This window comes from Jatrophihabitans sp. (genome assembly GCF_036389215.1).
Taxonomy (GTDB): Bacteria; Actinomycetota; Actinomycetes; order Mycobacteriales; family Jatrophihabitantaceae; genus Jatrophihabitans_A.
In genome coordinates this window covers 16,050-32,409 of record NZ_DASVQG010000139.1, presented here as the reverse complement: position 1 = coordinate 32,409, position 16,360 = coordinate 16,050, and the positions used below count along the sequence as shown (strand labels likewise).

Annotated in this window: 15 protein-coding genes; 5 read left to right on the top strand and 10 right to left on the bottom strand. The window is 67.1% G+C overall.

The window, feature by feature from the left end; translation table 11 throughout:
• The 4 genes from VF542_RS06765 to VF542_RS06750 all read left to right on the top strand — a co-directional run.
• The coding region (locus VF542_RS06765; protein WP_408650936.1) for an AAA family ATPase at window positions 1-3,895 on the top strand (3,895 nt) is incomplete at its 5' end.
• 281 nt (window positions 3,896-4,176) lie between these two features.
• On the top strand, window positions 4,177-5,232 hold the full coding sequence (locus VF542_RS06760; protein ID WP_408650935.1) for an ABC-three component system protein: 1,056 nt from the start codon (window positions 4,177-4,179) through the stop codon (window positions 5,230-5,232).
• Window positions 5,232-5,711, top strand: a complete 480-nt coding sequence (locus VF542_RS06755; protein WP_408650934.1) for an ABC-three component system middle component 2 — start codon at window positions 5,232-5,234, stop codon at window positions 5,709-5,711. The genes VF542_RS06760 and VF542_RS06755 overlap by 1 nt, the downstream gene beginning before the upstream one ends.
• Window positions 5,711-7,555, top strand: a complete 1,845-nt coding sequence (locus VF542_RS06750) for a hypothetical protein (RefSeq protein ID WP_408650933.1) — start codon at window positions 5,711-5,713, stop codon at window positions 7,553-7,555. The genes VF542_RS06755 and VF542_RS06750 overlap by 1 nt, the downstream gene beginning before the upstream one ends.
• A 613-nt stretch (window positions 7,556-8,168) precedes the next feature.
• Here VF542_RS06750 and VF542_RS06745 read toward each other — a convergent pair.
• The 5 genes from VF542_RS06745 to VF542_RS06725 all read right to left on the bottom strand — a co-directional run bounded on the left by VF542_RS06745 (window position 8,169) and on the right by VF542_RS06725 (window position 11,286).
• Window positions 8,169-9,125, bottom strand: coding sequence for a nucleotidyl transferase AbiEii/AbiGii toxin family protein (locus tag VF542_RS06745; protein ID WP_408650932.1), 957 nt, complete (start codon window positions 9,123-9,125; stop codon window positions 8,169-8,171).
• Entirely contained in the window at window positions 9,115-9,675 is a 561-nt protein-coding gene (locus VF542_RS06740; protein ID WP_408650931.1) for a type IV toxin-antitoxin system AbiEi family antitoxin domain-containing protein, read from the bottom strand. Before VF542_RS06740 ends, VF542_RS06745 begins: the two co-directional genes overlap by 11 nt.
• 113 nt (window positions 9,676-9,788) lie before the next feature.
• The gene (locus VF542_RS06735) at window positions 9,789-10,064 is read right to left on the bottom strand and encodes a response regulator transcription factor (protein WP_408650930.1); all 276 of its coding nucleotides are present in this window, start codon (window positions 10,062-10,064) and stop codon (window positions 9,789-9,791) included.
• Window positions 10,065-10,101: 37 nt separating this feature from the next.
• Complete coding sequence (locus VF542_RS06730) at window positions 10,102-10,545, bottom strand: hypothetical protein (RefSeq protein WP_408650929.1); 444 nt, start codon at window positions 10,543-10,545, stop codon at window positions 10,102-10,104.
• A gap of 543 nt (window positions 10,546-11,088) precedes the next feature.
• Window positions 11,089-11,286: a hypothetical protein gene (locus tag VF542_RS06725; RefSeq protein ID WP_408650928.1), complete on the bottom strand. Its 198-nt coding sequence runs from the start codon at window positions 11,284-11,286 to the stop codon at window positions 11,089-11,091.
• Window positions 11,287-11,624: 338 nt separating this feature from the next.
• Between VF542_RS06725 and VF542_RS06720 the strand changes: the two genes are divergently transcribed.
• The gene (locus VF542_RS06720; RefSeq protein WP_408650927.1) at window positions 11,625-11,876 is read left to right on the top strand and encodes a DUF2188 domain-containing protein; all 252 of its coding nucleotides are present in this window, start codon (window positions 11,625-11,627) and stop codon (window positions 11,874-11,876) included.
• A 256-nt stretch (window positions 11,877-12,132) separates the two neighbouring features.
• On the opposite strand, the gene VF542_RS06715 is transcribed toward VF542_RS06720, so the two are convergent.
• From VF542_RS06715 to VF542_RS06695, 5 genes are read right to left on the bottom strand one after another with little or no spacing between them, the layout of a single operon-like run.
• Window positions 12,133-13,422 carry a hypothetical protein gene (locus tag VF542_RS06715; protein WP_408650926.1) on the bottom strand — a complete coding sequence of 430 codons (1,290 nt, stop codon included), beginning with the start codon at window positions 13,420-13,422 and terminating at the stop codon, window positions 12,133-12,135.
• Between the two features lie 4 nt (window positions 13,423-13,426).
• Window positions 13,427-13,726 (bottom strand): hypothetical protein, encoded by a 300-nt coding sequence (locus tag VF542_RS06710; RefSeq protein ID WP_408650925.1) that lies wholly within the window; start codon window positions 13,724-13,726, stop codon window positions 13,427-13,429.
• Entirely contained in the window at window positions 13,723-14,322 is a 600-nt protein-coding gene (locus VF542_RS06705; RefSeq protein ID WP_408650924.1) for a hypothetical protein, read from the bottom strand. The genes VF542_RS06710 and VF542_RS06705 overlap by 4 nt, the downstream gene beginning before the upstream one ends.
• Window positions 14,319-15,839 (bottom strand): type IV secretory system conjugative DNA transfer family protein, encoded by a 1,521-nt coding sequence (locus VF542_RS06700; RefSeq protein WP_408650923.1) that lies wholly within the window; start codon window positions 15,837-15,839, stop codon window positions 14,319-14,321. Before VF542_RS06700 ends, VF542_RS06705 begins: the two co-directional genes overlap by 4 nt.
• Window positions 15,839-16,324 carry a conjugal transfer protein gene (locus VF542_RS06695; protein WP_408650922.1) on the bottom strand — a complete coding sequence of 162 codons (486 nt, stop codon included), beginning with the start codon at window positions 16,322-16,324 and terminating at the stop codon, window positions 15,839-15,841. The genes VF542_RS06700 and VF542_RS06695 overlap by 1 nt, the downstream gene beginning before the upstream one ends.
• Between the last annotated feature and the right edge of the window lie 36 nt (window positions 16,325-16,360).

The window sequence follows — 16,360 nt, the reverse complement described above, 5'->3', positions numbered from 1 at the left end:
CATCATCGCGGCCGCCGCCCGCACGGACGGGCACAAGATCGGCGCCGCCACGATCGACATGGCGCTGCTTGAATCGAGTGCCAACGGTGTCGAGCTCAACCGAGGACAGGTGCAGCTCATCCGGGAATTGGCCACCTCCGGTGCCCGCGTCCAACTCGCGCTGGCGCCTGCCGGCACCGGCAAGACCACCGCGATGCGGGTGCTGGCGCACGTGTGGACCAGCGACGGCGGCACCGTCGTCGGGCTGGCCCCATCCGCCGCTGCGGCGGCCGTACTGCGCGAGGAGCTGACCAGTCCTGGAGGACACAGCAACACCGACACGCTCGCCAAGCTGATCCACTCCCTGCGAACCGGCATCGCCGTCCCCGACTGGGTTCCCGCGATCGGCCCGCACACCCTCGTCCTCATCGACGAAGCGGGGATGGCAGGCACCACCGACCTCGCCCAGGCCATCGGCTATGTTCTCGACCGGGGCGGGTCGGTTCGCCTGATCGGCGATGATCAGCAACTGGCCGCGATCGGCGCCGGCGGCGTGCTGCGGGACATCTCCGAGGTTCACGGCGCGGTCACCCTGTCCCAGGTCATGCGATTCACCCACCCCGAGGGTCACCGGCAAGCGGGGCAACCGAACCACGCCGAAGGGGCCGCATCGCTCGCCCTGCGCGACGGTGACCCGGCCGCGATCGCCTACTACACCGACAGCAACCGCATTCACGTCGGCGACCTGTCCACCGCCACCGAGGGCGCCTACACCGCCTGGTCCGTTGACCGCGCCGCCGGGCGCGACAGCATCATGCTGGCGCCAACCCGAGATCTGGTCGCCGAGCTCAACGACCGAGCCCGCCGCGACCGCCTCGACACCCAGCCCGGTCCGGTCGGGCGGCAGGTCACCCTCCTCGACCAATCCCTTGCCTCGACTGGGGACGCGATCATCACCCGGCAAAACAACCGCAAGATCCCGATCGGCGCGCACGACTGGGTCAAGAACGGCGACCGGTGGATCATCGAACAGGTTCGCGAGTCCGGCGCGCTGGACGTCCTCCACCACGACACTCACCGCCACATCACCCTGCCCGCCGCCTACGTCGCCGAGCACGTCTCACTGGGCTACGCCTGCACCGTGCACGGCGCTCAGGGCATCACCGCCGAAAGCTGCCACACCATCGCGACCGGGCGGGAGCCCCGGCAGCTGCTCTACGTCGCCATCACCCGCGGCCGGCACGCCAACCACCTCTACCTCAGTACCGCCGGCGACGGCGACGAGCACGCCGTCATCACCCGCGACGCGCTGCTGCCGCCCACCGCGGTTGACATCCTCACCCGGGTGCTCGCCCGCGACGGGACCCCAGTCTCGGCCGCGAGCCACGCCCGCAGCCTTGCCGACCCCGCCACCCGACTAGCCACCGCCGCGGACCGTTACTACGACTCGCTCCATACCGCTGCCGTCGACTACCTCAACCGCGAGCACGGCGGCGCGGCGATGAGCCGCATCGACAGCACCGCCGAGGCCGCGCTGCCCGGCCTGACCGGCCACGATGCCTACCCAACCCTGCGCGCACACCTCGCCCTGGGCGCCGTCGACGGGCACGACCCAGCCGACATGCTGCGCCAGGCGCTCAGCACTGACCGGGGCCTGGCCGACGCACACGACGCCGCCGCGGTGCTCGACTGGCGACTGGACCCGACCGGCCGCCGGTCGACCGCCACCGGTCACAACGGCCCTCCGCTGCCCTGGCTGCCTGCTGTCCCCGACGCCCTGGCAGCCGATCACGAGTGGGGCAGGTATCTGCACACCCGCGGCAACCAAGTGACTGCCGCCGCCGGCGACGTCGCCGCCCGGGCACGGAACTGGACGCCGACCAGCGCACCGGGATGGGCGGTGCCGATCATCGACCGTGACCCCGCGCTCGCGGCGGACCTGGCCGTGTGGCGAGCAGCCAACGACGTGCCCGACGCCGACCGGCGGCCCACCGGCCCGCCCGTCCCAGCCGACGCCGACGCCCGCGCCCAACGAGCGCTGGACCAGCGGGTCACCCGGCTGCTCGGCGACCCACGAGCTGCGACCGCCCGCTGGAAGCCGCTCGCTGACTGCATCGACGAGCGGATCACCGCCGACCCATACTGGCCCACCCTCGCCGACCGGCTCACCATCGCCGGAAGGACCGGCATCGACATCACCAGCCTCACCCACGCCGTCGCGGGCGAGTCGCCGCTGCCCGACGAACAACCCGCCGCCGCCCTATGGTGGCGCTTGTCGAGACACCTGCCTCCCACAGCAACCGAACGGTCGGTGGCCTACACGCTGCACCCGGAATGGACGCCGGCGGCGCTGCCCGACGCAGACGAGCACTCCGATGACGACTGGCGCACCAGCCTTACCGTCCCCGAGGCCGAGCAGAAGCCCGAGCCGCCCAGCCGGGAGAACCTGACCCCCGTCCGTGACGGTGCGTCTCAGCGGTATGCCACCGATCCCGAGGAAGACCCGATAACAGCTGTCCACGCCGCACTCAACGCCCGGAACGAAGCCCGCGACTTCACCCGCGCCGACGACGAACACTTCTGGGCCACCGCCGCCGTGCCCCGCGACCGGCTTATCGAACTCAACAGCCTCGCCGAGGACTTCTTCACCGACCACTACCGCGACGCGTGGGCACCGACGTACCTGTCCGAACGACTCGGCACCGACCTGACCGGCGACGCACGATTCAGCGTCGGCTACGCCCCCGCCCGGTGGACCGCGCTCACCGACCACCTGCGCCGACAAGGAGCCACCGACGAGGAGATCGTGGCCGCGGGCCTCGGCCGCATCGCCTCCACCGGACGAGTGATCGACCAATTCCGTGACCGGCTGGTGTTCCCCATCAAGGACACCAACGCCTACGGCGATCCCGAGATCCTAGGCTGGATCGGTCGCCGCAACCCCGCACACGACGATGACAACGACCAATCCCATGGACCGAAGTACCTCAACACCGCCGAGACGGACCTGTTCCACAAAGGCAATGCCCTGTTCGGCCTTTCCGAAGCGACATCCTCGTTGGCCGACGGAGCCGCCGTGGTGCTCGTCGAAGGCCCTCTGGACGCGATCGCCGTCACCCTCGCCGGCGACGAGAACTTCGTCGGCGTCGCCCCGCTCGGCACGGCGTTCACCGACACCCAAGCCGACAAGCTCCTACCGCACATCGGAGCGGGCAGACCCGCCCCGATCCTCGCCACCGACGCAGACGCTGCCGGCAAGCAAGCCGCCCACCGCGCCTTCTGGCAGCTCACCGCCCGTGGCGCCAACCCGCGACATCTCGTCGTCGCCGACGGCAAGGACCCAGCCGAGATGCTGCACACCGCCGGGCCCGAAGCACTACACACCGCCCTGTCCTGGCCCACCAGCCTCGCCGGAGCGGTCATCACCGCCCGGCTCAGCGAGTACACCAACCAACTCAACACCGTCGAGAGGCGAGTGCTCGCCGCCCGCCGCGCAGCCGAGGTCATCGCGGCGCTCCCTGACGGCTGGATCGAGCACATCGACCACCTCGTCGATAAGACAGGCATCTCGAAACAGACGGCGATCTCCGAAGTCATCGACGCTGCCGAGGCCTGGGCCGCTGACCCACGCGGCCTGGCCAAGAAGCACCTCGCCGAGCGCCCGCCGATCCCGCCTACCCCTGAGCCAGCCTCCGGCGGTACCTCAGAATTGGTCCCAGCAGACGAGTTGATCCCCCCTCAGCGGTGGGCAGCACTCGCCAACTCGGTTCAATCCCGGACTCGCCGTGCTGCTGTTGACTGGGCGGTCCCAGACCGTCGAGGGACACAGCCACCTCCCGCACTGGTCGAACCTGACCGCATACCGCCGGCGAGCCCACCGATGTCGGAGCATCCGCGTCGTGGTCCTCGCCGCTAACGGACAATCAAGGTGACGGGGTTGGGGGCCGTTTAGAGGATCGAGTGCACGGGCGGCAACCGTGGGCGGCATCGTCTGACCGAAGCGATCGCCCGCACGCCGTGCCGACGCACGAGATGTCGCATCCGCCGACTACGATCACCCCGCAGGCTGCGTCACCGCGACCGTGATGATGTCTCGGTTGCCCGGCGGGTCCGCTCGACGCTACTAGAGGGGGGAGCAACGTGACGGCGACTAAGGCCACCAGCAACACACCCACGTTAGCCCCCGAGATGTGCGACATGCAGAAGCCGCAGGTGCCGGCCACGGCCAAGGCGAACCTGGCGCCGCCACACGTAAGCCCGCAGGGACGCATCCAGCTGTACAACGATGTCGATTGGGAAGAGTTCATCCGCGAGTGGGTCACCGCCGTCGAAGCGAGCTACTTCCAGATCAAGCGCTTCGGTGGAGCTGGCGACCGAGGCGCAGACGTGGCTGCGTTCAAGACCGAGCGCGGAATGGAGGGCCCTTGGGACTGCTTCCAGGGGAAGCATTACTCCAGTCCCCTCGGCTTCGCCGACGCCGGTCCCGAAATCCTGAAGGTTTTCCGTGCCGTTAACGGCGGTCACTGGTCAATGCCCGACACCTACCAGTTCCTCGCCCCGCGAGGCTGCGGCACCCAACTGAACCAGTTGCTGAGTCAACCAACCAACCTCAAGGCGAAGTTCCTCGAAGAGCTGGCGGACCCCAAAAAGCCTCTCGGCCGAGACCTGGATGAGACCGAACGCACCGCCATCGCTGCGCTGGCCACCGGCACCGACTTCGCCATGTTCCGATCCGTCGAATTGCTCGACGCCATCGCAACTCACCGTACGACGATCTACCACGTCGAACGGTTCGGTACTGCGCTCGCCGATCGGCCAACCCACGAGACACCACCCGACGGACTCGGCCCAACCGAGACCAGGTACGTCGACCAGCTCATCGACGTCTACAACGAGCGCCACCCTGACCAAGGCATCCGCCCCGACAATGTGCTGGGCCACGCCGACGTAGGCGAACACTTCCGCCGGCAACGTGAAGCCTTCTACAAGGCGGAGTCGCTGCGGGTCTACGCCCGCGACTCGGTCCCGCCGGGAACTTTTGACCTTTTACAAGAAGACATCCATGCTGGCGTGGTTGATGTCGTCGACGTCGACCATCCCGATGGCTGGACCCGCTTGTCCAAGACACTGGCGCAGGTCGTGAGTCTTCCACTCAGCCACCACACGCTGATCCAGATTTCCGACCTCGAGGACAGGAAGGGAATCTGTCACCAGCTGGCTAACGCCGATCGTCTGACCTGGGTGCGTCCGTGATGCGAAGCCCGCTGAACAGTCCGCTCGAGGTCGGCGTGCGCGTACTGATGATCCTGACCGAGGCCTATCCCGAACGGCTCGACGTCAACCGCTTGGTCCTGCTCGACCACGGCGTCCTCCACAGCGCGGACCTAGGCGGTCCTGACAGCCTTCACCCCGCGCTGCCGGTTCGAGCTGGCGAACTCGGCGTCAAGCGCGCCGCCATCGAAGATGGCCTACAAGTCATGATCCGCGCCCACCTCGTCGAGATGAACGCCGGCGACGGCGGCATCGACTTCGGCGCGACCGAGACTGCCTACAGTTTCATCAGCGTGCTGGCCTCCGAATATGCCACCACCTTGCATGATCGGGTGCACTGGATTTTCAGTCGGTTCCGCGACCTATCTGAGGACGCGCTCCGCAACGAGATGAGGACGATCTTCGCCAGCTGGGCCGAAGAGTTCGGACCCATCGATGGGCTCTCCGAGGGGGTCGTCTGATGATCGACCGCCTCGCTCTCACCCACCTCACTTTCGTCGGTGTCACTGTCGAGCCGGCATCCGTGGAGTTCGGCGCCGCGGCGACCGTAATCCGTGGCCCTTCAGACACCGGCAAGTCCTTCATCGTCCGAGCAATCGATTTCATGTTGGGCGGCGGGACTACCCCTAGCGATATTCCCCAGCGGGCCGGCTACGCGATGGCGCTACTCGGCCTGCGCCTACCGTCCGGCGACTTGCTGACCTTGGGACGTTCCGTGAACGGCGGCGACTTCAGCGTCTACGACGGCGATGTCCGCGAACTACCTGACGGCCCACCGCCCCGAACGTTCAAGGCGAAGCCGACCCCAGGCAAAGATGACAGCCTATCGACCTTCTTGCTCACGATCATCGGACTCAAGGACAAGAAGGTCAAACGCAACCAGTACAACGACACGAACTGGCTGAGCTTCCGTGGCCTGGCACACCTGTGCGTGATCGATGAGACCAGCATGCAAGCTGAGCGGCCTCCTGCACTCACGGCCATCACACCTAGCAAGACGAGCGACATCGCGACGCTCAAGTTGCTGCTGGAAGGTCAAGACGATTCGGCACTCGTTGCGGTCGCGAAGCCCAAGGACCGCAAGCAGGCCGCGACCGCACGTGAAGGTGTGTTCGATCGCCTCATCGGTGAACTTGAAGAACAGCTCGAAGGTGTGGCCGACGCGTCGGAGTTGCACGCGCAGTACGCCAGGCTTACCGATTCGACTGCGACGTATACCCAGTCGATAAGTCGCGTCTCCGGCGAACGTGCCGACCTTGCTGCACGCATCGCGGCCACCGAACGACAGGCGGCTGGCCTTCGTGAGCGGTTGGCCGACATCTCCGCTCTCCAGGCCCGCTTCGGACTGCTGGCCCAGCAATATTCCTCCGACCTCGCTCGTCTCGAAATGATCTCTGAAGCAGGCAATCTGCTTGGCTTCTTCAACCCTGGGCAGTGCGTCTTCTGTGGCGCGGACGTCGAGCACCAGCACTTCAACGAGGAGTGCGCCGACGACACGACTGCGTTCCGCGAGTCCGTGCTGGCTGAGCAAGCAAAATCCGCGGCGCTCAGCTCCGACTTAGCCTCGACGCTCGCCGATCTCGAGGCCGAACACGCCACCCTAATCACCCGATCGCAGAATCTCGCTGGCGCGATCGACACAGCGCGCAGCCGTCTTGCTGGCTACGACCAGGCCCTTGCCCCCGACCAGGGGACGCTCAAGGAATTACTCGACGCCCGCTCCAGCGTTGAGAAGAACCTCGGGCTGTACGCACAGATCTCCCGCTTCGAACAGCTGCGCCAACAACTCGTCGACGAGCAAGCTGCGGAGACCGCGACCGCCGCCGAAGGCATGCAGCTCAAGACCATGACTGAATTTTCGAGCGCGATCGTCGCCAGGCTTCAAGCCTGGGGCGTCCCCGACGCGCAAAAGACCCGCTACGACAAGAACGACCAAGACATCGTTTCCGACGATCAGCTGCGGTCTGCTCATGGTAAGGGTGTGCGGGCCGTCCTGCACGCCGCCTTCACACTCGGGCTGGCGCAGTACTGCTACGACAGAGACCTTCCGCATCCTGGTTTCGTAATCCTTGACTCACCGCTGGTTACGTATCGCCCACCGGACCAGGGAGGCGACGCCGATGGCGTATTGCCACCCAGCGTTATCGGCCAGTTCTACACCGACATACAAGACGGCGTCGACGGTCAGGTGATCGTCCTCGAGAACACCGAACCGCCGAATGGCCTTGGCGAGGATTGCGTCGACATCGTGTTCACCAAGAACGAAGCCACCGGACGGTATGGCTTCTTCCCGCTCCGTCAGTAGCGAAGACGTCAGACCAACGCCAGCCGTTGTCGGACTGGCGGACGGCACGCACCGAACGCCTCATCTGCGCGTCAGCGAGCCGCTAAGGTTCGCTCGCAGATCGATGCTATGGCGTAGTCGAGGTCGGGGTTGACCGCATGAGTATGCAGTTGGCGATCTGACTCGTCAGGTACTGAACATGCCCGCTACGCCGCATTCCGCGCGACGGCTCCGGGTCACGCTGCGAGCGGGAGTGCGCTCTGGGCACGTACCCGTGACAGGTGGCGCAGGGCGGTCGCGATGCAGGCGACCTGGACCAGCCGGTCGCCGAGGTGGTCGTGTTCTCAAACGACTTCGCAAGACGGGCGGGAGCGTCCGAGGCGGCCGTGGGCGACCTCGACGCGCCAAGCGTGCCGGATGGGCCAGAACATTTGGCTGCCCCTCATCCCACCCGACCCGCCGGAGGTTCGGTGCGTGTGCTTGTGTGCGCACTTACCGGAGGCGGTGAACACCGGTTCCAGAAGCGTCACTGCTCGTTGGTCAGATCACTGGAGTGCGACATGCCAAACTAACGGTGCTGACCAATCGTGCAACGGCAGTCACCATCATGGGACACCCGATAAGACCTGCCTGGTTACCCGGCCGCGTCTATCTGGGCGATCCAAGTGTTGAGTTCGCTGACCGCGTCCGCGAGGGAAACCGTGAGGCCACCTGCTGTTGCGGCCACCGAGTAGTCACCGGGCCAGTGCTCGTAGGCAATCGCGGTGGGGGGCCAGTTGCGTTCTGGGCGTCCTAGCTTGCGGGCTTCCGCGGCTCGTGACTCGAACAACGAGAGGCATGCATGTCTTACTTCGTCGGCAGTGGGCGACTGTTCTGCATCTACCAGGTCGCGTAGCAGTAGCAGGTCGACGATGTCGCGGGCTCGGTCGTTGCGCAGGTCTGGTGGATCGTGTGGGTCGGTCCCGGCGTGGATTTTCTGGGCGATCTGGAACCGCATGGCGATTCCGACCAGGTGGTCCGGGCTGGGCAGTCCGAAGTGGTGCAGGCCCGGTGCGGTGAGGATGTCTTGCTCGCTGGATGCCCCTGCCTCGTCGGGTGCGATCTCGATCTGGATTCTTCGCCAGACTTGACCCTTGAGGGAGACCAGAACGTCGAATCGTCGCGGTTTGATGATCTTGCCGGGGGCGTTGATGACCTCGATGGCGTCGCGGGTCAGTACGAGCGGGCCCCACGGCAGCCGTAGCGCATCGTCGAGAGCGGCGAGGAACTCATCGATATCGCCTCGGACCATTCCGTCGATGTCTTTCGTGGGCCGGCCGGTCCAGGCCAGGCGGTGTTGCAGGTAGGTGCCTCCTTTCAGGAGGAAGCGTGTCCGGCCCTCCTCGTCGATCGCGCGCTGAAGGGCGGCGACGACCACGGTCGACGCAATCAGCCAGCCCAGCCGGCCTGGGTCGAGGCCGACCTGGGCCTGGGCTTGGTTGACCCAGGCGTTGAGGATGCTCTTGGAGGCCGGCTCCTTGCCGCGCTCACCCAGCGAGGTGAGACGTGTTAAGGGATCGGATCCTGCTGGGCCGAGGTTGTCAGCCGCCATCCCGCGCCTCCAGTTTCTGGGACAGGTCATCCATGGTTGCCTGGGTGAGCGCGCCCCGCTCACGCGCGGCGGTCAGCGCTTGCCGCAGAAGATAGCCAGACACACCGCTGGTGATGCACTGCGCGATGGCGGTTGCCAGGGTCACCGTCGGGATCTGTTGCCACCACCCGATCTGCTCGGTGGCGAGGTCCTCGTGATGGACGACGTACAGCTCGCCGCCGCGGCGCCGGATCCGGCGGCCTCTCGGCAGTGTCACGTGGATGCGGTCCGGGTTGATGTCACACACCTCGTAGGAGGCCAGCGCGGTGTCATGGCTGAGGCACGCGCCCGTGGTGCCGGTCCACAGCACGGCCAGCATGTACGGGTCGTACTCGCCGGCCGGGAACTGCGGAAACCGGTACACACCATGCGCCACCCGTTCCAGCTGTCCCCGGGCGGCCAGCATCCGTACGGCATACCCATCGATGCCGAGGTCGTCAGCGTCTCGGAGCGTGACGTAGCCGTACTGGTCGACTGCGATCTCCCAAAGCCGCTTCCGCGCCAGATCCATCCGGTCACCTCCGTCAAAACCATAATGGTTTCGTTATGCTTTTGACAATCTTCAGGCGCAAGCACGACTGTAAGCGCCCGGCTCACCGGCCGTAGTGGTGTTGTCCACTGTGGTCAGTGCCTCGAGGGCGTGCGGCAGGCGGCGCATAGCGGCCGTGGTTGTCGCAGTACCTCGGCTCCTAGCAGGGCGGGCGGGGTGCGCTCGTCGCGCCAGAACCCGTGGAACAGCAAGAGCAGTTCCTGCTGTGAGTTGATGCCCAGTTTTCGGTAGACCATGGACAACTGGTTGCGGATGGTGCTGGGCGACAGGTGCAGCTGCCGAGCGATCAGGGGCACCCGGAGGCCGGACAGCAGCAGCCGTACCACGTGCGCCTCACGGTCAGACAGCACGCACGCCTCAGCGTGCGTATGGCCGGGCTGCACCGGGCTAGGAGTCAGGCAGTCCCTGGCTGACGTGCCGGGGTGGTCGCCAGCCTTCCTCTACGTCGGCCGTGTGGGCCAGGTACGCGGCGAGGTTGCGGATGCTGGCTGTGTGCACGGTGCACCGGAACGGCTGCCCGCCGGTGTCCTCGGCCGGTTCGAACTCGATAGCCAACCGGGTCTGGTCTGGCGTGTGCCCGGACTGGCCGAACCGGAACGGGCGCACCAGGTAGGCCGAGAAGTAGCCCGGCCTGGCGTCGTCGTCCAGGGCGCCGAAGAAGCCGTCATAGCTGCGGCACTCGGTGCGGTGGTGGTTCGGTGATGGGTACCCGCCGTGGAACTGCGGATGGCTGGCCCGGTCAACGCACCAGTCCGCGCCGTAGTCGTACTGGTAGTTGTCTCCGTCCTCGCCGTCCGGGATGGGTCGCCACGGCTGGTCGGGTGCTGGCACCCACTCCGGAGTTTCCCCGGGGCCCGACGGGCCCAAACGGTCCGAGCCGTTAGATTCCTTCATTGGGTCGTTGCCTATCTCGCGTAGGGAGCGATCAAGGCCCTGGTCGGTGTTCCCGCACCGGCCGGGGCCGCCTCATGGGAATGGTTCTAGGCCCGTGCACCCGACCGGGCCGCTCGGCTCCTACCGCCACCTCGTCAACATGGCGGGCACGGTAGACGCCGCTACAACAACTTCGGCCGGCCGATCACAACCCCGCCGCCTGGGTTGTCAGCCCGCATAGCGCCGGTGCAGCGAAGCCACCATAGGGTGCGGTGCTCCAAGTTCGGGTGAACGAACTCGTCGCTGGCACCGCGGCCGGGTCGGGATTGGAGATTGGTAGTTTCGTCATCGGGTCGTCTCCTGTTCACGCAGGGTTCGATCAAGGCCCGGTCGGGTGCTGCTAACACCTGGCCGGGCCGCCTTCAAGGCGGCTCCTCTAACTTATTGAACGCTATGGGCCAGCTCGGCCGATGACGACAGAAGTCGTGGACAACCAGCCGACTATCCACAGGCGCGGTAAGCTTCCGCGGTTCGTAAAGGTCCGCGCACCCCCGGATCCGCCAAGACGAAGCCGCCCTCAATGGCGACCACCGCATCGCCGGCCCGGCGACCGATGCTCTGCTCCACGGCAAGCTCGATGGCAAAAGCCTGCAGTGGCTGCAACCCACCTTCCTCCAAACCGAGCTCGAACTCGACCACTGCCTTGCGCCTACCCGCGAAGGCTCGTGCGAATGCGACCTCGTCTCTAGCCTGCCTAAGTTCCTCACCATCAGCGACTACGCTTCCCCTCAGAGCATGCATCGACGTCGAAACAACTCATCGACTATGCAGCTGCGCGGGATTAGCACCGCGAGATCGAGCAATTCACCGCCACTAAGCTGCGCATCGAGCTCCCACTCCATGAACCTCCACTGCACCGTTTCTGGGTCAGGTGAAAGACACGGCACCCAACCCGTTGGCCCGAGCAACTGGAAGGATCAGGAGCCCTATCCTTGGCTTACACCGCCAGGCGCTATTCGAGAGGACGAGCAAGGACCATGGGCAAAGGAAACGACAATGACCGCTACGTAGTTCCGAACAAGGACAGGGGCGGGTGGGATGTGGTTAAGGAAGACCACCAGCGAGCAAGCGCGCACACCGACACGAAGAAGGAGGCGGTGGACCGCGCTCGCGAGATAGTCGAGAACCTTGGCGGCGGTGAAGTGCGTCAGGCGGACCGCCACGGTCGGTTCGCCGATAGTGACACGACCGAGCACGGGCACGAGTCGAGGAAGCACGACACCAAGTAGCTCTCATTTTCGGTGGGCGTCCGACCTGCCAATCATCGCGCAGTCAAGTCGATGCCTCGGCGCATCGGACGCCATCCCGAGCCGTCAAGTCATTCAGGACGGTCTCCACGAGGCCCGCTCTATTACCGCACTTCGCCTGGCTGGGACCTGGTCTGCCAGCCCGCAAAGCGCCTGCTTATCCACAGACACAGTGATTCGCTGACGCGGCTGTCCGGAGACGCCTGCTCGTTGCTCTGATCCTTGCTTCGGGTCGCGGTCATCTGGGCCGCGAAGCTGCTGGCCCAGGAACATGCAGGCGGGCTTGGTCGGGTGGGTGTAGAACGGGAGCTGTTGCGGTCCGCCTCGGCTCTGTGCGCCAGTCGGTCAATCGTTGGCGGTTGGCGGCCGTGAGGCGTTGAAGCGGGCCAGTTGCTATAGCGCTGGCGTCTAGGTCTGCTGGTGGTGGTGCGCCGATGCTGAGGGCTGCTGTCGTCGACTCGGCGGTGTGAAGGGCGTGCAGGACCGGGGTGAGGTCACCGGGGTCGACGTGGATGAGTCCTTCGGGGCGGTGTCCGGCCAGCTGTTGCGTGACTCGTTCCTCGCGGGAGGGCAGGTCTGCTGCGTAGGCGCGTAGCTGTCCGGTCGCCGGCCATTGGTGTACCTGCTGGCGCAGCTGTTCAGCGATTGCTGGCAGCAGCTGAATGGCAGAGTGGAGGCCTGAGAGTTGCCCTAGGTTGTCGGATGATGGGTCTGGCCGGCCGGTGACCACGGAGTCGTGTAGCCGGATGGCGGCCGCGACGACCGCGGGTCTGGTGTCGTGCCGTTGTCGGCTGCCGTCGTTGATCGGCCGGAGCGTGACTCGGACCTGCCGCCAGGCATCCGCCGCGGCATCTGTGAGCGCCGGTGCGCTATCTTCGCTGACCGGTGTGTGCCGGCAGGCCGTTTCGGCGGCGATGCAGACCGCGAGCACCTCGGCTACCGACAGGTTGGTGCCTACCCGGGTGTGGTGGGCCAGTGCGACCATCGCCTCGCCGACCGTGTCTGGGGTCGCTTCGTGGGCAGCGACCGGGGAGGGCAGCGGCCGGTCCAGTAGCCATGCGTGCCGGGCGGTGGGTGGTTCGATCGCGCCGGTCTGTTCGACGAGGACCGTTGTCCGTCTCAGGTAGGCCAGCTGCGGCCCAGTCTCGGGGGTCTCGCCAGCGCTGAGTACCGCGGCGACGTGCCGGACGGTTTCGGTGACGGCCAGCGCGGCGGCCCACCGGGCAGCGTGGTTCCATTCCGGGCGCAGGATGCCGACGAGGTCGGCGGCCGCGCCGCAGAGCAGGCTGAGCCGGGCATCACTGACGCTGTCACCTGCCGCGGCGGCGCAGGCGGTGGCGAGTTCGGCGACGAACCGCTCGCGGTATCCGCCGACGTCGTGGGAGAGGCCGTCGTTGACCAGCAGCCGCAGTGCCCGGCCGAGGTGTCTGACCGCGGTGGCTGCGTCCGCGAGGCCGGCTGGGGTGGGGTCGGTCTCCGTGGCGTGGAGGTTGGCGGTGTCGAGCAGGTCATGGATCGAGGTGGCCACGGGGCTAGCCCAGGTGGAGCAGGGCGCGCCGGCCGGCTGCGGCGGCGTCGAGGATGGCCGTCTTGTCGAACTCCTGCGATGGCAGGGTCGCGAGCAACCGGAGCGCGGCCCGGATCAACGCTTGGGCGTCAGCGCTTTCCATCGGCGGCGCTGATGCGGGTGGACTGGGCGGATCGAGGTGCTCGAACGCCGCTAGGCATAGCAGCCGGGCGCCGTTGTCGACCTCGGTGTCGCTGGTCGCGGCGGCTCGGAACAGCGCCGCCGCAGCTGATGTGATTGCCAGGTTGTCGGCGTGGCTGGTCATCGGCGGGTTCCTTCGGGTGAGAGATCAGCGGTGAGCATGCGGCCGCCGCGGGTGCTGGGCAGGACGCCGGCGGGATCTGTGGATGAATCGCTGTCGGCGGCGAGGACGGCCCGCCGCTCCGCGGTGGCTGCCGGTTGGGTGTAGGCGGTGACTCGGCTTTCGGCGGGCCAGTTCTGGTGTCTGCCGGTGCGGCAGGTGCTGTCGCCGAGCCGGCTGGCCATCCGTTCGCAGAACATCGGATAGGTGTAGCGCTGCCAGTCCTCGAGCAGATGCGGACCGGTCGCTTCTTCGGCCTCCCAGCGCAGGAAGGCCAGCACTACTAATTCGCGGGCGATATGGGGGTGGCGTGGCCAGCATGGCGGGATGAGGTGAGCGGGTCGCCAGGCGTAGTCGGTGTTGAGCCACACCGTGACCGCGTCGCACCAGCGCCACACCGCGGCCCGCAGGTGCTCCGGGCAGGTAGCCGGCTCCCACGGGTGTGGGAGCTCAGACAGGTCTTCCAGCGCCTGCATCTCCGCGCCGTCACGCAGCATCGCCAGCATTTCTAGGGCTTTCAGGATGGACCCGGATGGCTGCGGGAATCGGTTCAAGATCACCGGGACCACCCCGCTCGTGAAGGACAGTCGGTGCTGCCGCCCGGGTCCTCGTCCTCGTCGACGCCTGACGGTGTCAGCCGATGCTCGCGTGCGTAGGCGACCGCGTCGGCGGTTCGCCGGGCGAGTTCCGGTGTCGCGGCTCGGGTGCTACTGACCAGCTCGCGGGCGGCGTCCAGCTCGTTCTTGAGCAGCCAGCCGTCCTTGCCGTCGAGGCAGCGGCGCAGCTTCGCGAGAATGGGCGGGGCGTTGCCTGCGACGACGAGGGCGTGCCGCTCGGGAATGCGGCGGATATCGCCGGGACGCAGCACCCGCACGTCCTCACCGGTCCGGGAGGTGCCGATGCCGCCGGGCCCATCGCTGATCGTTTGGCGGCTGACCCTGACGTCGTCGAGCAGGTCCGAGATTTCCTTGTAGAAGTGGATGTCCTTGCCGCCGCCGAAGATGACCAGGTTGTTGGTGAGCCCGAACAGTGAGCGGGCTTCGTCCTCGCCGTAGGACACGACCATCTGCTTCCAGGTCTGGCTGGCGTAGAGAAAGGACAGCCCGAGCGCGCGCTCGTTGGCCATCCGCACCCGTAACGTCGGCAGCGGCGTGGTGGAGGGCAGCTCGTCCAGGCAGGCCAGGAAGCAGGGCGTCAGCCGCCCCTGCGGGGAGCTGTTCGCCGCTTCGAGGGCGGTGTCCAGGACGTGCTCGGCGACCGCGGTCATCAGCGGTGCGGCCGAGGCGTACGGGTCTTCCCGGCCGAGCAGGTACACCGTCCCCTGCCGGGCGATCAGGTCGGCGACGTCGGTCGCCGGCCGGTCAGCGGAGGGCACGCAGCGGGCTCGGATCTCGGGTTGGAAGAACAGCGACATCGCCTGCTGGACGGTGGTCACGGTGTTGCCGACGGTGTCGGGTGACCCGTGCAGGGCACCGGAGAGCAGGCCGTCCCAGAACCTCGCGGCATGCGGGTGCTGCTGCAGGAGCTCGGCGGGTTGCTCGGCCGCGACCGGGTTGGCCACCCACTCCAGCACGTGCTCGATCGTGCGGCCGGTCAATGCGGCGGCGTGCAGAAACCCCTGCAACACCTTGGCCGTCTCGGCGGCGTAGAACCGGGCCGCGCTGTCTCCCCGCCCACCGCTCACCGCCCCGGTCACGGTTCCGGCGGCGAACGCCTTCGCGCGCTTCTCAGCGACCTTGGGGTCGACGCAGCCGGCGACCGGGTCCCACACCAGTTGCGGTAGGCCGAGCGCGGCGCTGAACGGGTCCAGCACCGCGATCGGGCGCGGCAACCCGCCCGGGGTGAGGGGCTGCTGGCGCCGGGAGGCAGTGAGTAGCAGGTCATCGACCTTCGTCAGGGTGGCCATTCCCGCGCCTCGATGCGCGAGCAGCGCCGGTGCCAGGACGTCGAGGGTCTTGCCCGAGCCCTGCTCGCCGTAGACGCCGGTGGTCCGGTCATACCGGCACCACAGCTCCACCCCGCTCGGGGTCCGGGACCGGCCGAGCCGCCAACCGACGCCGGTCGGGTCGAAGCTCATCAGCGGTTTCCCTTAGATGCGTTCGCCCCGTAGAGGTCGGGGCGGATGATCTCGCGAGCGGCGCGTAGCCGGCTGATCCCGAGCGCCTGCTCGGCCTCGCCGCGGGTGGCCATGCCACCGCGCGCGTCACCGGGTCGGCGGTAGCGGGTGACCAGCACGGCACCGGCGATGAACGCGGCGATGGCCGCCAGCTCGCATACCGCGACGCACAGGTAGACCGCTACCGGCCCAGCCACCAGCGTCGCTTGGTGATTCCCGAAGCCCTGGCCGGGATGTCCGGTCAACAAACCGCCGATGACGTGACCCATGGCTTCTGTCCCACTCGGCCACACCCAGCCCCGCCCGAATATTGCCGACGCCCCGCCCAGCCCACACAGCGCGGTGAGCCCGAGCACCAGCAGCGCGCTGCCCAGGACAGCCACCGCGGCCTCCCAGCCCTGACCGATCGGCTGCGGATCTCGACGTCGCTGCTGCGGCGCGGTCATTGCGCTTGCTCCATGAGCTTCTCCTGATCTCCGGCC